This window comes from Alterluteimonas muca (genome assembly GCF_021191595.1).
GTDB lineage: Bacteria > Pseudomonadota > Gammaproteobacteria > Xanthomonadales > Xanthomonadaceae > Luteimonas > Luteimonas muca.
This window is the reverse complement of record NZ_JAIWPS010000007.1, coordinates 97041-111222: the sequence shown is the minus strand read 5'-3', so window position 1 is coordinate 111222 and position 14182 is coordinate 97041. Positions and strand designations below refer to the sequence as shown.

11 protein-coding genes are annotated in these 14182 nt (G+C 70.7%); 5 read left to right on the top strand and 6 right to left on the bottom strand.

All coding sequences use genetic code 11. From position 1 onward, the window contains the following. Nucleotides 1-76: 76 nt before the first annotated feature. The 4 genes from LDO11_RS10600 to LDO11_RS10585 all read right to left on the bottom strand — a co-directional run bounded on the left by LDO11_RS10600 (nucleotide 77) and on the right by LDO11_RS10585 (nucleotide 6198). The gene (locus LDO11_RS10600) at nucleotides 77-3340 is read right to left on the bottom strand and encodes an ankyrin repeat domain-containing protein (protein ID WP_232141514.1); all 3264 of its coding nucleotides are present in this window, start codon (nucleotides 3338-3340) and stop codon (nucleotides 77-79) included. Then, the gene (locus tag LDO11_RS10595) at nucleotides 3333-3605 is read right to left on the bottom strand and encodes a YcgL domain-containing protein (RefSeq protein ID WP_129136946.1); all 273 of its coding nucleotides are present in this window, start codon (nucleotides 3603-3605) and stop codon (nucleotides 3333-3335) included. Before LDO11_RS10595 ends, LDO11_RS10600 begins: the two co-directional genes overlap by 8 nt. Nucleotides 3606-3754: 149 nt before the next feature. After that, nucleotides 3755-4768: a cytochrome d ubiquinol oxidase subunit II gene (gene cydB, locus LDO11_RS10590; protein WP_129136947.1), complete on the bottom strand. Its 1014-nt coding sequence runs from the start codon at nucleotides 4766-4768 to the stop codon at nucleotides 3755-3757. Continuing rightward, a complete protein-coding gene (locus LDO11_RS10585) occupies nucleotides 4768-6198 on the bottom strand; it encodes a cytochrome ubiquinol oxidase subunit I (protein ID WP_129136948.1) in 1431 nt (476 codons plus the stop codon). The genes cydB and LDO11_RS10585 overlap by 1 nt, the downstream gene beginning before the upstream one ends. A gap of 380 nt (nucleotides 6199-6578) precedes the next feature. Between LDO11_RS10585 and LDO11_RS10580 the strand changes: the two genes are divergently transcribed. Next, the gene (locus LDO11_RS10580) at nucleotides 6579-8960 is read left to right on the top strand and encodes a S9 family peptidase (protein WP_232141513.1); all 2382 of its coding nucleotides are present in this window, start codon (nucleotides 6579-6581) and stop codon (nucleotides 8958-8960) included. A 144-nt stretch (nucleotides 8961-9104) separates the two neighbouring features. Continuing rightward, nucleotides 9105-10037 carry an oxygen-dependent coproporphyrinogen oxidase gene (hemF, locus tag LDO11_RS10575; protein ID WP_232141512.1) on the top strand — a complete coding sequence of 311 codons (933 nt, stop codon included), beginning with the start codon at nucleotides 9105-9107 and terminating at the stop codon, nucleotides 10035-10037. Between the two features lie 111 nt (nucleotides 10038-10148). Here the strand turns inward: hemF and LDO11_RS10570 are convergent, their stop codons facing one another. Further along, a complete protein-coding gene (locus LDO11_RS10570) occupies nucleotides 10149-12194 on the bottom strand; it encodes a S46 family peptidase (protein ID WP_232141511.1) in 2046 nt (681 codons plus the stop codon). 141 nt (nucleotides 12195-12335) lie between these two features. On the opposite strand from LDO11_RS10570, the gene LDO11_RS10565 reads away from it, so the two are divergent. Beyond that, the gene (locus LDO11_RS10565; protein ID WP_232141510.1) at nucleotides 12336-12581 is read left to right on the top strand and encodes a hypothetical protein; all 246 of its coding nucleotides are present in this window, start codon (nucleotides 12336-12338) and stop codon (nucleotides 12579-12581) included. Nucleotides 12582-12660: 79 nt separating this feature from the next. After that, nucleotides 12661-13401, top strand: coding sequence for an SDR family NAD(P)-dependent oxidoreductase (locus LDO11_RS10560; protein ID WP_232141509.1), 741 nt, complete (start codon nucleotides 12661-12663; stop codon nucleotides 13399-13401). 6 nt (nucleotides 13402-13407) lie between these two features. On the opposite strand, the gene LDO11_RS10555 is transcribed toward LDO11_RS10560, so the two are convergent. Further along, entirely contained in the window at nucleotides 13408-13854 is a 447-nt protein-coding gene (locus LDO11_RS10555; RefSeq protein ID WP_232141508.1) for a universal stress protein, read from the bottom strand. A 143-nt stretch (nucleotides 13855-13997) separates the two neighbouring features. Between LDO11_RS10555 and LDO11_RS10550 the strand changes: the two genes are divergently transcribed. Then, nucleotides 13998-14174: a hypothetical protein gene (locus LDO11_RS10550; RefSeq protein ID WP_206733328.1), complete on the top strand. Its 177-nt coding sequence runs from the start codon at nucleotides 13998-14000 to the stop codon at nucleotides 14172-14174. Nucleotides 14175-14182: the final 8 nt, after the last annotated feature.

Below are 14182 nucleotides of genomic sequence, written 5' to 3'. Positions count from 1 at the left end.
CCGGGCGCGGGGTGCGTCTCCGCATCCTGACCGCACGGCACGAGCCCTGGGCAGGTGCTGCGGGTTCCGGCGCCGATCAGCCCTGATCGCGCAGGAACCTCGCCATCGACACGTCGCCGCCGGCCTGGTGGCTCGGCGCAAGCTCGGCGGCGACGTCGACGAAGCCGCGCATGATCGCGACGTCGCGCGGCACCCGGTTGAGCGCGTCGCGCAGGCCGGGGTCGGCACCGGCCCGCAGCAGGCGGCGTGCCAGCTGCAGCAGGCCGTGCAGCGCGGTGAGATGCAGCGGGCCGAAGCCGCGCGGGTCCTGCGCGTCCAGCGAAGCGCCCTCGTCGAGCAGGTGGTCGAGCACCGCGGCAACCACGTTCTCGTCGCAGGCGGTGCCGGGCTCGGCACGTGCGCCCAGCAGCAGCAGCAGCGGCGTGACCCCGCCGGCGGCCACGGCGTCGATCTCGGCGCCGCCGTACAGCAGGGTGTCGAACAGCGCGACCAGGCGCGGGCGGTCGCGCGCGGTGAAACCGTAGAGGGCTGCGCAATGCAACGCGGTCAGGCCCTGGGCGTCGGTGGCGTGGATGTCGGCACCGGCCTTGATCAGGCGCCCGCACAGGTCCGGCAGCCCGAGCGCGGCGGCGAGCATCAGTACGGTCACCTCGCCGGGCAGGCGCTGCTGGTGACCGGCACCGGCTTCGAGCAGACGATCGACGATGTCGAGCTCGCGCATGCTGACCGCGGCCGACAGCGGCGTCGCACCGCTGTGTGCAGCCAGCGCCGGATCGGCACCGCGCGCAAGCAGCAGGTCGACGACCGCGCGATGGCCGCCGCCGCTGGCACGCAGCAGCGCGCTGCAGCCCTGCGCATCGATGGTGTCCACAGCGAAGCCGAGGTCGAGCAGGCGGCGCACCGCATCGGCATCGCCGGCCATCGCCGCACCGGGCAGGTCCGCCGGCTGCAGTGCGCGGCGGGGCAGTGCCCAGCCACGCCAGTCGAGCCAGTCGGCGAGGTCGCGGCGGCCGCCGGCCAGCGCCACGCCCAGCGGCGTCTGCCCGTCGGCTGCGCGCATGCCGGGGCTCGCACCCGCCCGCACCAGCGCCTTCAGCGCCGCCTCGCGGCCGAGGGCCGCGGCCAGGTGCAGCGCGGTCATGCCACGGCCATCGCGGGCATCGAGGTCGACGCCGATCGCGACCAGACGTTCGAGCAGCTGGTGCCAGCCCAGCCGCACCGCCAGTGACAGCGGCGGATCACCTTCGGGCGAGGCCGCGAACGGATCGGCACCGCGCTCCAGCAGTTCCAGCGCGAGGTGCTCCAGCGCGCGCGCGGCATGGTCGCCGTGGGCGCAGGCGGCAAGGAAGCGCGCCAGCCCGCCGGCGCCCGCCGGCGACACGTTGTGGCGCAGCATCGCCTGGAGGGCTTCCAGGGCTTCCGGGCCCTGCGCGAGCAGGCGGAAGATCGCGCTGTCGGCATCGCCCGTGCGTACGTCCGGATCTGCGCCGTGGGCCATCAGCCAGTCGATGCGGGCAGGCGTCACCGGCACCTCGTCGTCCTCGAGCAGGCTGCCGAGTTCGCGGGCGTCCACCAGCCCCAGCAGTGCGTCGAGGCGATCGGTGCGCGCTTCGCGCAGCGCGTCACGCAGCAAGGCCAGCGGCGCGCGGTCGGGCACCTCCGCATCGGCGCCGTCCGGAAGCACGCTGGCAGGCAGCGCATAGCCGGGGTCCAGCAGCGCCACCAGCGACCAGCGGCCCGCGGCCGCGGCGTGATCGAGCGGCGTGCGGCCGCCGGCGTCCGCCTGGTGCGGATCGAGCCCGAGTTCGACCAGGCGGCGCACCAGGCTGGCCGAGGGCGGATCGGCAAGCGCGGCCAATGCCAGCGCGCCCTGCCCCTGCGCATCGACCGCGCCGACGCTGGCGCCGGCAGCCAGCAGTGCCTCGAAAGTGGCAAGCCGCCCACCACGCGCGGCCTCGAGCAGCGGCGTGCGCGAACTGGAGTCGGCCGGATCCGCCGCGGCACCGGCATCGAGCAGTGCGGCGACGACGTCGACGTGGCCGGCGAACGCGGCCTCGTGCAGCGCGGTGCGTCCGCGCGCGTCGCGCGCATCCACCCTGGCCTTGTGGCGCAGCAGCAGCTGCACGCCGGCGGCATCGTCCTCGTCGCCACCGGCCGCGGCCAGAAGCGCCGGGGTGGCATCGGCAGGATGGGTGGCGGCGCCGCGCTCGAGCAGGAACTTCGCCAGACGCCAGTTGCCGGCAGCGCAGGCGATGCCGAGCGGGGTCAGGCCTTCGTCGTTGCGCGCATCCAGTTCCGCGGCGGCATCACGCAGCAAGGCGGCGACGCCGGGATCGGTGCTGCGCGCGGCATGGTGCAGCGGGGTGTTGCCCTCGTGGTCGCGCGCACGCGGATCGGCGCCGTTGGCCAGCAGCGTCATTACCGCTTCCGGTCGCCCGTGCCAGCTGTCGCGGGTGGCGGCCAGCAGCGGCGTCATGCCGGCGGTGGCGTCGTTGAGGTCCACGCCGCGGGCGATCAACGCGCGCAGCAGGCGCAGGTCCGGCAGCACCGCGGCCAGCACCACCAGCGCCCGCTGGTCGCGCCCACCCGCGGGCGGCGGCGCCATCGGATCCGCACCGTGTTCGAGCAGTTCCAGCGCCCGGTCGACACGGCCGGCGCGCGCGGCGGCGTACAGCGCGGCATCGGGGTCACCTTCGACGACAGGCTCGACCACCTTCGGCATTTCGATATCGACGACGGGCAGCGGCAGGCGGGTGGCCGGTGCCAGCGCCTGCAGGCCGCGATGCGCAAGCCCGCTCCATGCCGCGGCGAGCGCGGCCAGCCCCCAGCGCGCACCGCCATCGACCAGGCCCGGCCAGGCCAGCACCACCGCCAGCGCGGCGATGCCCCCCGCGCCCAGCGCCAGCCACAGGCCGCGCAGCGCGCCGGCATCCTGTTCCGACAGCGCCTGCCAGTGCGCGGACATGCTGCCACCTTGGCGTTCGAGCGCATGCCAGAACGGCCACGTCCGCCACAGCGCGATCAGCAGCAGACCACCACTGGCGCTCAGGCCCAGCGCGGCGCCCAGCGAGCCGCTCTGCCGCAGCGCCGACAGCGGCCACGCCACCAGCACCGCGGTGGTCACCAGCAGGCCGCCCCATGCCAGCAGCAGCGGCATGGACTGGGCCGGCAATGCACGATCCAGGCGGGCACCACGCGCAGCCAGCGCGAACACCGGCTGCGCCAGCCACAGCCCGAGCGCCGCCAGCCACGGCGCGAGGCCTGCCAGCAATGCCAGCCCGGCGCCCAGCGCATACAGCGCAATGCGATCGCGCCCGGCGGCGGGGCCCGGCTCAGGCATCGGTGCCCCAGTCCGCGGTCAGCGGATCGGCGGCAGCCGACGGCGGCATCTGCAGGTGGAAGCGGTGCGCGGCGAGGTTGGCACGCACGGTCGCGATGTCCTCGCGTGCCAGCCGGCGCTCCGCGGTGAGCTCCACGTCGAGCACGAAGCGGAACGGCCCGAGCCGGTCCAGCAGGACCGCGGGCAGTACGGAGAAGTCGTCGCGCACGGCAAGGTAGACATAGGTGTCGTCCTTGCGCTGGCTCTTGTAGACGTAGGCGTGCATGGCCCGGAATACGGCTTGATGCACGCGATTGTGCGGGAAACGGGCTGTACAAGGAACCGCGGCGCGAACCACGCGCATGGCATCACCGTAGCGGCGGCGACCGTCGTCGCACCTCCGTGCGAAGCGGATCCATCCTGCGCCGGAGGGCGTCAGTGGTAGCCGGAATCCGAGCCGATCTTGCCGCGGAACACGTAGTACGACCACCCGGTGTAGCCGAGGATCAGCGGCAGCAGCACCACCAGCCCGACCAGCAGGAAGCCCTGCGACGAGGTGGGCGACGACGCCTCCCAGATCGACAGCGTCGGCGGCACGATGTTGGGCCACATGCCCAGCACCAGCCCCACGAAACCGAGGAAGAAGAAGCACAGGGTCAGCAGGAACGGCGTCGCGTCACGGCCCTCGCGCATCGCCGCGCGCCACAGCAGCACCGCATTGGCCAGCACCAGCAACGGCACCGGCGACAGCCACAGGAAGTTGTTGCCTTCGAACCAGCGCTCCATGACCTGCGACTCCAGGAACGGCAGCCACGCGCTCACCAGCCCCATGAACGCCGCCACCACCAGCACCAGTGGCCGGGTCAGCGTGCGCGCGATCTGCTGCAGCCGGCCCTCGGTCTTGAGGATCAGCCAGGTGCTGCCCAGCAGTGCATAGCCGAACACCACCGCCATGCCCGTCAACATCGAGAACGGGCTGAACCAGCCGAGTGCGCCGCCGACGTAGCGGCCTTCCTGCAACGGCATGCCTTCGACCAGCGCACCGAGGATCACCCCCTGCGCGAACGTCGCCAACAGCGAGCCCACCGCGAAGGCCCCGCCCCAGAAGCGACGCGCCCGCCTGGCCTTGAAGCGGAACTCGAAGGCGACGCCGCGGAAGATCAGCGCGATGAGCATCAGCAGCACCGGCAGGTAGAGGGCCGACAACACCAGCGCATACGCCGCCGGGAAGGCGGCCAGCAGGGCCACGCCGCCCAGCACCAGCCAGGTCTCGTTGCCATCCCAGATCGGCGCGGCGGTGTTCATCATCTGATCGAGCTGGTGGCCGTCATCGGCGAACGGCGCGAGGATGCCCAGGCCGAGCACGAAGCCGTCGAGCAGCACGTACATCAGTACGCCGAAGCCGATCACTCCGAACCAGATCACCGGCAGCACGGTTTCCATGTCCATCAGCTCGCCCTCCCGCCCGGTTCGGGGGGCGACACATCGCCCTCGTCGGCACCGTCGGCGGCCGACAGCGGACGCCTCGGCGTGCGGTCCCCGTCTTCGGTCTCGGGCGCCGGCTCGAAGGGCATCGGGCCGCGACGCAGCAGCTTGTAGATGTAGCCGCCGCCCGCGCCGAACACGATCGCGTAGGCCAGCACGAACGCGCTCAGCGAGATCACCACGCTCGACACCTCCAGGTCGCTGACCGCGTCCTCGGTCCGCAGCAGGCCCTGCACCACCCACGGCTGGCGGCCGATCTCGACCACGAACCAGCCTGCAAGCACGGCGATGAAGCCGCTCGGTGCCATCAGCCGCCAGCCATTCAAGAGCCACGGCGTGTCGTACAGGCGCCCGCGCCGCCAGGCCCACAGCGAAAGCACGCTCAGCGCCAGCATGAGCAGCCCGATGCCCACCATCACCCGGAACGCGAAGAACACCGGCGCCACCGGCGGGCGATCCTCCGCCGGCACCGCCGTCAGCGGCTCGATCTCGCCATCCAGGCTGTGGGTGAGGATCACGCTGCCCAGGCGCGGGATCGCCACTTCGAAGTTGTTGCGCTCGTTCGCCTCGTCGGGCACGCCGAAGACGACCAGCGGCACGCCGGCTCCGGGCTCACCGTGGTGCCAGTGGCCTTCCATGGCGGCGAGCTTGGTCGGCTGGTACTCGGAGGTGGCCAGGCCATGGAAATCGCCGACCACGATCTGCAGGGGCACGGTGATCGCGGCGAACGCGACCGCCAGCCTGAGCATCCGCCGCCCGGCTTCGATGTGGTCGCCGCGCCGCAGGTACCACGCACCCGCACCACCGATGACGAAGCAGGTGGTGATGAAGGCGGCGAGCACCATGTGCGCCAGCCGGAACGGGAACGAGGGATTGAAGATGATCTGCCACCAGCTGACCGGGTGGAACATGTCGCCGACCATCTCGAAACCGGCGGGCGTGTGCAGCCAGCTGTTGGCCGAGAGGATCCAGAAGGTCGAGATCAGCGTGCCCAGCGCGACCATGCAGGTGGAGAAGAAATGCAGCTTCTCCGGCACCTTGCGCCAGCCGAACAGCATCACGCCCAGGAACGACGCTTCCAGGAAGAACGCCGTCAGCACCTCGTAGGCGAGCAGCGGCCCGAGGATGTGGCCGGCGCGTTCCGACAGCACCGACCAGTTGGTGCCGAACTGGAAGCTCATGACGATGCCCGACACCACGCCCATGCCGAACGAGATCGCGAAGATCTTCATCCAGAAGAAGTACATGTCGCGCCAGATCGTGTCGCGCGTGCGCAGCCAGCGCCATTGCAGGAACGCAAGCCAGGACGACAGGCCGACCGTGAACGCCGGGAACAGCACGTGGAACGAGATCACGAACCCGAACTGGATCCGCGAAAGCAGCAGTGCGTCCACCGTCACCTCGAAGCTGAACGGTGCTGCAGACTAGGGCGGTCCATGTGAGGCCGGCGTAGGCCGAGCAACGGGGTCGGAAAACCGGCGCCACGATGTGACGCACCACGTCAGGCTGCGTTTCCCCACTCGGGAACTACGGCAGAACGCGACCTGCTGCGTCATCGACTGTGACGGATTTCGCATCCTTTCAGCATCGATTCACGTACGGTGCACGCACAGGATGATCCGGATGCTTCCGGCGAACAGGGACGTGCAGACGGGGACGCGAAAGCGTCCCCGTCCTTTTCCGGCCCCGGCACTGCCACCCGTGACCTGTGGCCCGCCCGTCCGCCGCATCCCGGCTGGTACCCTGCGGCGGTTTTTGCCCTTCCGGACTCCGCATGATCCGCCTGCTTCCGCTCGTCCTCTTCCTGGGCGCCGTCGCGCCTGCCCTCGCCCAGCCCGCCCAGCCGCTGACCCTGCACCAGGTGATGGCCGATCCGGACTGGATCGGCCCGCCGGTCGAACAGGCATGGTGGTCGTGGGACGGCCGGCGCGCCTTCTACACGCTCAAGCGCCCGGACAGCATCGTGCGCGACACCTGGGTGGTGCCGCTGGACGGTGGCGAGGGCGGCGAACGCGTCGACGGCCCGGCGCGGGCGGATATCGATGGCATGCAGGCCGCCTACGACCGCGGCCGCACGCGCATGGCCTACGTGCGCAATGGCGACGTGTTCGTGCGCGACCTGCGCAACGGCGCGCTGACCCAGCTCGGCCGCGGTGACGAGCGCGCCGCCTCGCCGATGTGGGGCGACGACGGCGCGCTGGTATGGCGCGTCGGCAACGACCGCTGGTTCCGCTGGGATCCGCGCGAGGATGTCACCACCGCCATCGTGCTGCGCACGGAGGAGGACCCGGCTGCGCCGCCGAAGGAGGACGGCCTGCGCGAGCTGCAGCTGCGCCTGGTCGACACCCTGCGCGTGGAGCGCGAGCGCCGCGATGCCCAGCGCGAGCAGGATGCCGACTGGCGCCGTGCCGACCCCACCCGCGCGCCTGCGCCGATCCATCTTGGCCGCGACGTCACCATCGCCGCCAGTGCGCTGTCGCCCGATGGTCGCTACATGCTGGTCGCCACCGAACCCAAGGCCGCCGACAAGGGCCAGGGCGGGCGCATGCCGAAGTACGTGACCGAATCGGGTTACGAGGAATTCGAGGACGTGCGCACCCGCGTCGGCCGCAACGACCCGGTCGCGCAGACGTTGTGGATGGTCGAGGTCGCCACCGGCCAGGCGCAGAAGCTCGCGCTCGACGCGCTGCCCGGGATCGACCGCGATCCGCTCGCGGACCTGCGCCGCAGCGCCGGCCAGGAGCCGCTGAAGGGCGTGCGCGCGGTGCGGCTGGAAGGCCAGGGCCCCGACGTCATGCGCTGGGCGGGTGACAGCCGCCAGGCCGCGCTGATGCTGCATTCGGTCGACAACAAGGACCGCTGGCTGATCACCGTGGACGCGGGCGCCACGTCGCCACGACTGCGTCACCGCCTTACCGACGAGGCATGGATCAACTGGAGCTTCAACGAGTTCGGCTGGATGCCGGACAACCGCACCCTGTGGTACCTGTCCGAGCACAGCGGGTACTCGCACCTCTACACCAGCGATGGCGGCACCACCCGCGCGCTGACCTCCGGGCGCTGGGAGGCCTCGGCGCCGGTGCTGGCCGCCGACGGCAGCACCTTCCTGTTCGTGTGCAACCGCGCCCGGCCGGGCGACTACGAGGTCTGCCAGGTCCCGGCCACCGGCGGCGAGGTGCGCGAAGTGACCGCGCTCGACGGCGTCGAGGATTTCCGCGAATCGCCGGACGGCCGCCGCCTGCTGGTGCGCCATTCCTCGAGCTACGTGCCGCCACAGCTGGCGGTGATCGGCGTCGACGGCGCCGGCTACCGCCAGCTCACCGATACCCGCACCGCCGAGTTCCGCGGCTTCGACTGGCTCGAGCCGGAGACCGTGCAGGTGCCGTCGAAGCACGGTGCCGGCACGATCTGGGGCAAGTACTACGGCCCGGCGGCGATGGAGCCGGGCCGCGAGTATCCGATCGTGCTGTTCGTGCACGGCGCCGGCTACCTGCAGAACGTCAGCGACCGCTATCCGAACTACTTCCGCGAGCAGATGTTCCACAACATGCTGGTGCAGCAGGGCTACATCGTGCTGGACCTCGATTTCCGCGCGTCGGAGGGCTACGGCCGCGACTGGCGCACGGCGATCTACCGGCAGATGGGCCACCCGGAGCTCGAGGACTATCTGGACGGCATCGACTGGCTGGTCGACACCCGCCAGGGCGACCGCGACCGTGTCGGCATCTACGGCGGCAGCTACGGCGGCTTCATGGCCTTCATGGCGCTGATGCGCGAGCCGGGCGTGTTCAAGGCCGGCGCGGCGCTGCGCCCGGTCACCGACTGGACCCAGTACAACCACGCCTACACCGCGAACATCCTCAACACCCCGGCGATCGACCCGGAGGCCTACAGGGTGTCCTCGCCGATGGAGTACGCCGACCGCCTGCAGGACCACCTGCTCATCGCGCACGGCATGATCGACGACAACGTGTTCTACCGGGACTCGGTGATGATGGCGCAGCGGCTCATCGAGCTGCGCAAGGACAAGTGGGAACTGGCGAGCTACCCGATGGAGCGCCATGCCTACCAGCACGCGGCATCCTGGTACGACCAGTACCGGCGCATCCACGAGCTGTTCGAGCGGGCGCTGAAGACGACGGAAGACCGGAACTGATCTCCGGGCACCGCTGACGCGCCTGTACCCGTCGCCGCTTGGCACCCTTTCCCGCCGCCGCGGGAGAGGGCACGCCTCGCGCGTTCGCTGCGACAGGTACCACCGCCGAGGGAAGCATCGGAGCGCTGCCGATACAATCCCGGCATGGATGACACCGACACCGTACGCAACTACCTGACCGGCCTCCAGGACCGCATCTGCGCGGCGATGGAGGCGGCCGATGGCGCCGCGCGCTTCCACGAGGATGCGTGGACGCGTGAACCCACGCCCGGCAGCACCGCGCTCGGTGGCGGCGGACGCACCCGCGTCATGCGCGATGGCGCGGTGTTCGAACAGGCGGGCATCGGCTTTTCCGACGTGTTCGGCGAGCGCCTGCCGCCCTCGGCGACCGCGGCGCGGCCGGAACTCGCCGGTGCCTCGTGGCGCGCGACGGGGGTGTCGCTGGTGTTCCACCCGCGCAATCCGCATGTGCCCACCACCCATGCCAACGTGCGCCACTTCCGCGCCGAGCGCGATGGCGAAACGGTGGCCTGGTGGTTCGGCGGCGGCTTCGACCTCACGCCCTTCTATCCCTTCGACGACGATGTGCTGCACTGGCACCGCACCGCCCGGGCGCTGTGCGAACCGTTCGGCGGCCAGGCGCGCTACGACGCACACAAGAAGTGGTGCGACGAGTATTTCTTCCTGAAGCACCGCGGCGAGACCCGTGGCGTCGGCGGGCTGTTCTTCGACGACCTCGGCGAGGATTTCGAGCGCGACTTCGCCTACATGCGCGCGGTCGGCGACGGTTTTCTCGACGCGTGGCTGCCGATCGTGGAACGGCGTCGCGACACCCCGTACGGCGACCGCGAGCGCGACTTCCAGCTCTACCGGCGCGGCCGCTATGTCGAGTTCAACCTGGTGTGGGACCGCGGCACGCTGTTCGGGCTGCAGTCCGGCGGGCGCACCGAATCGATCCTGATGAGCCTGCCGCCGCTGGCGCGCTGGGAATACGGCCATGTGCCGGAGCCGGGCAGCGCGGAAGCACGCCTGGCCGACTACCTGCGCCCCCGCGACTGGCTGTCCGAGCTGGGCTGAGGGATACGCGACGCCTGCGCAATTGCCGGGTCGGAATGCGCCCGCGGCCCTCACCCCTCCCCCTCTCCCGCGCGCGGGAGAGGGTGCCCGGAGGGCGGGTGAGGGCAGCCCTCAGCGCGCGTCGACCGGGTTCATTTCCTCGACCAGGTGGCCGGCGTCATACACCGTATCCAGCGCCTCGATCATCGCCGCGCTGTGCACCGACACCGTGCGGTTGAGCGTCTCGTCGTACCAGAAGCTGCCGCCCAGCGAGTGGATGTTGCCGTCGAAGGCCAGGCCCACCACCTCGGCATCACGGTTGATCACCGGGCTGCCGGAATTGCCGCCGATGATGTCGTTGGTGCTGACGAAGTTGAAGCGTGCATCGAGATCGAGCTCGTCCTTCGCCTCCAGCCAGCGCTCGGGCAGCGCGTACGGGGCGAAGCCGGTGGCACGCTCGAACACCCCACCGATCTGCGTGTACGGCGCGATCTCGTTGCCGTTCTCGTTCCAGCCGCGCACCTCGCCGTACGACAGGCGCAGGGTGAAGGTGGCATCGGGATAGACGTTGGTGCCGTACTTCGCGAAACGGGTGCGGGCGATCGACTCGGCATTGCGCGCTTCCACCGCATCGACCTCGGATTCGAAGCGGCTGCGCAGCGCGCGCGATTCCGCATCCAGCGCACGCGCGAGGCGGATGAACGGATCCTGGGAGGCATCGACCGCGGCCTTGCCTCCGCGCCACAGGCGCTCGCGCTCGGCGGCATCACCCAGCGTCGTGCCGCCGACGAGTTCCGCGGCCAGCGCTTCCGGCGACCTGCCGGCGAACACCTGGCGCACGGTCGGGTGGTCGGTGCCCAGCAGTTCGCGGAACTTGCTCAGCGAATGGGTCAGCTTGACCGTCTCGAACTCCGGGTACACCGGCGACTTCGAGAACAGCGTCTGCTCCAGCCGCGCAAGGCCCGCATCCTGGAACTCGGGCAGGCGCTCGGCATTGGGCTTCGGGCGCTCGTCGCCGCCGCGCAGCAGGATGGATGCGAACTGGAAGTAGCGGCTGTCGAACGCACGCTGCTGGCCGATCAGCATGTGCGGGTAATACAGCGTGCGCCGCACCTGCTGCGCCTGCGCGATCTCGTCCCACGGCGTGGACGACTCGGCGGCAGTGCGCAGCTCGGCCTCCTCGCGACGCTTGGCCGCGAACACCTGTGGATCGAGCAGCGCCTGCAGCTGGCCGCGAAAGACCTTGTAGCTGTTCTCGGTGAAGGTGAGGTCCGACTGCGCCTGGCGCGCGGCTTCCTCGCCACCGCGGCTGTACTGCGCCAGCATCGCGCGGCGCTCGGCCAGCAGCAGCAGGTTGTTGATCAGGTCGACGTCGCGCACGCGCTCGAGCTGGGCGACGGTGAGCTGGCGCTGGGTGCGACCCGGGTGGCCGGTGACCATGGTCAGCTCGCCCGGCTGCGCCCCGGCCGGGTTGATGCGGAAGTGGTGCTCGACCTTTGCCGGCTGGCCGTTCTCGTAGGCACGCAGCAGGCCCATGTCGAGGTTGTAGCGCGGGAAATTGAAATTGTCCGGATCGCCGCCGAAGAAGCCGACGGAGTACTCCGGCGAGAACACCAGCCGCACGTCCTGGTAGCGCTTGTAGGCGTACAGGTGGTGCTGGCCGCCTGCGTACAGCGACACCACGTCGCAACGCTTGCCCGAGGCGTCGCCCGCCACGCACTCGTCCTCGATGCGCGAGACCTCGGCATTGCGCGCATCGATGTACTCGCGCCCGGACTTGCCCGCGGTCGCCTTCGCGATGCGCCCGGTGACGTCGGTGATCTCCTGCAGCACGTTGAGTTCCTCGGCCGGGCACTGCAGTTCCTCGCCGCGCGAACCGGCCACGAAACCGTCGTTGAGGCGGTCGTTCTCCGCCGACGACAGGCCCTGCACGCAGCCGACGATGCAGTGCGCGTTGGTCAGCACCAGGCCCTCCCCGGACACGAACGAGCCCGAGCAGCCGCCGGCCAGGCGCACCGAGGATCGCATCGCGTTGCGCACCCAGTCTTCGCCCGGGCTGAAGTCGTAGGCGGACTGCAGCGCGCGGGTGGGCAGGTTGTCGAGCGTCCACATGCCCTCGGCGGCGGACGCGGAAGCGGAGACCAGACTGGCGACGGCCAGGGCAAGCAGGTGTTTCATCGAAGCGGCCTTGTGCGGCGGAACCGGAAGGCCGGATCGTAGCGGAATCGGCGGCCGGACCGCCCATGCTGGGATGCGGTTCACCGACAGGGGGCGGCCATCGGCGACAATGGCGCGGTCTTTCGCCATCTCGCCGACCGCATGTACGGCCGCGAACGCCGGAAAACCACCGATCCCGATCACGACGCGCTGCGCGCCGCGTTGACGCCTGCGCAGCGTGCGGCGCTACCGCTGCTGGAACGGTTCGGATGGAAACTGCGGTTCGTGCGTCGTCCGCTGTTCCAGGATCCGGTGCCGATCCTGTTCGACCGCGAGGGTTCGCGTTGGGTCACCCTGGAACCCGACGGCTCGATCAACGAGAACCCGGGCTTCAAGCTGCGCGACTGAACAACGCGTTTGCGCGCGATCAATGCGGCGACCACCGCGGCGGTGCCATCCTGTCGATCCATCCGGACCGGAGCAGGCAATGACCATCCACACGCTTGACGGCCGTACCGCCCTGGTGACTGGCGGCGCACGCGGCATCGGCGCAGCGATCGTGCGTCGGCTGCACGCCGAGGGCGCCAACGTGGTGATCACCGACCTCCTCAACGCCGAAGGTGAAGCGCTGGCGGCAGGACTCGGCCAGCGGGCCCTGTTCGTCCATCACGATGTCGCCGACGAGGCCGGCTGGCAGGCGGCGGTCGCCGCCGCGGTGGAGCGCTTCGGCGCCCTGCACGTGCTGGTCAACAACGCCGGCGTGTACCAGCCCGGCGCGGTCGAGGACACCAGCACTGCCACCTTCGAGTGGATGGTCCGGGTCAACCAGACCGGCACCTTCCTCGGCATGAAGCACGCGCTGGAGCCGATGAAGGCCGCCGGCGGGGGCAGCATCGTCAACATCTCCTCGATTGCCGGCATGGTGGGCTTCCCCGGCGCCTGCGCCTATGTCGGCACCAAGTGGGCGGTACGCGGGATGACCAAGACCGTGGCGGTGGAGTTCGCCCGACATCGCATCCGTGTCAACTCGGTGCACCCGGGGTTCATCGACACGCCGATGCTGGCCGGCAACTCCGACGAGGCGAACGCGGCCGGCATCGCCGCGACGCCGTTGAAGCGGGTCGGGCAGCCGGACGACATCGCCGCCGCGGTGGCCTATCTGGCCGGCGACGGCGCCTCGTTCGTCACCGGCACCGAACTGGTCGTCGACGGCGGTTACGTGCTGTAGCGCGCGTCAGCGCACCACCAGCACCGGCACGCTGCTGCGTCCGACCACGGCCTGGGTCTGGCTGCCCAGCAGCAGCCGGCCGAGGCCGCTGCGCCCGTGCGATGCCATCACCACCAGGTCGCAGCCGTGCTCGCGTGCGGTGTCGATGATCGCCTCCGCGGGTGCGCGGTCCTCCACATGCAGCACCTGCGCCGTCACCTCGTGACGGCCGGCGAGCGCGGCTGCCGCGGCGAGGCAGGCATCGGCCTGTTCGCGTGCACCGGCGCGGTATTCGTTGACCAGCTCGCCGGCGGCACCGAACCCGGTGGGGTCGGCCAGCGCCGTGTTCCAGGGTTCCGACACCGTTACCACCGTCAGCCGTGCGTCCAGTGCGGCGGCGAGGGCGGCGGCATGCGCCACTCCACGCAGGGCGAGTTCCGAGCCGTCGGTGGTGGCGAGGATGTGGGTGTACATGGGCATGCGCTCCAGCCGGGCGGGCCACCATGCTGCCATGACGGGAAGCGGCATCCGGGGCCACCCTTCGTCCACGCCGGCTCCACGCACCTGCATTCAGCATGCGCGCCACCCTCGCGCCCATCCCGGGCATGGAGTCGCACATGTCCTCGTTCGCCATCTATCTCGCCGGAATGCTGGTCCTGATCATCGGCCTGGCGGCCGGCGCCTATTTCGCCGGTGTCGCGATGCAGTGGATCGTGGTCGGCGCCGTGGTGCTGCTGGGCATCGGCATGGTTACGGCGGTGTCGCGCACGCGGCAGAAGGACCCGGCCGCCTGAGCCGGGGC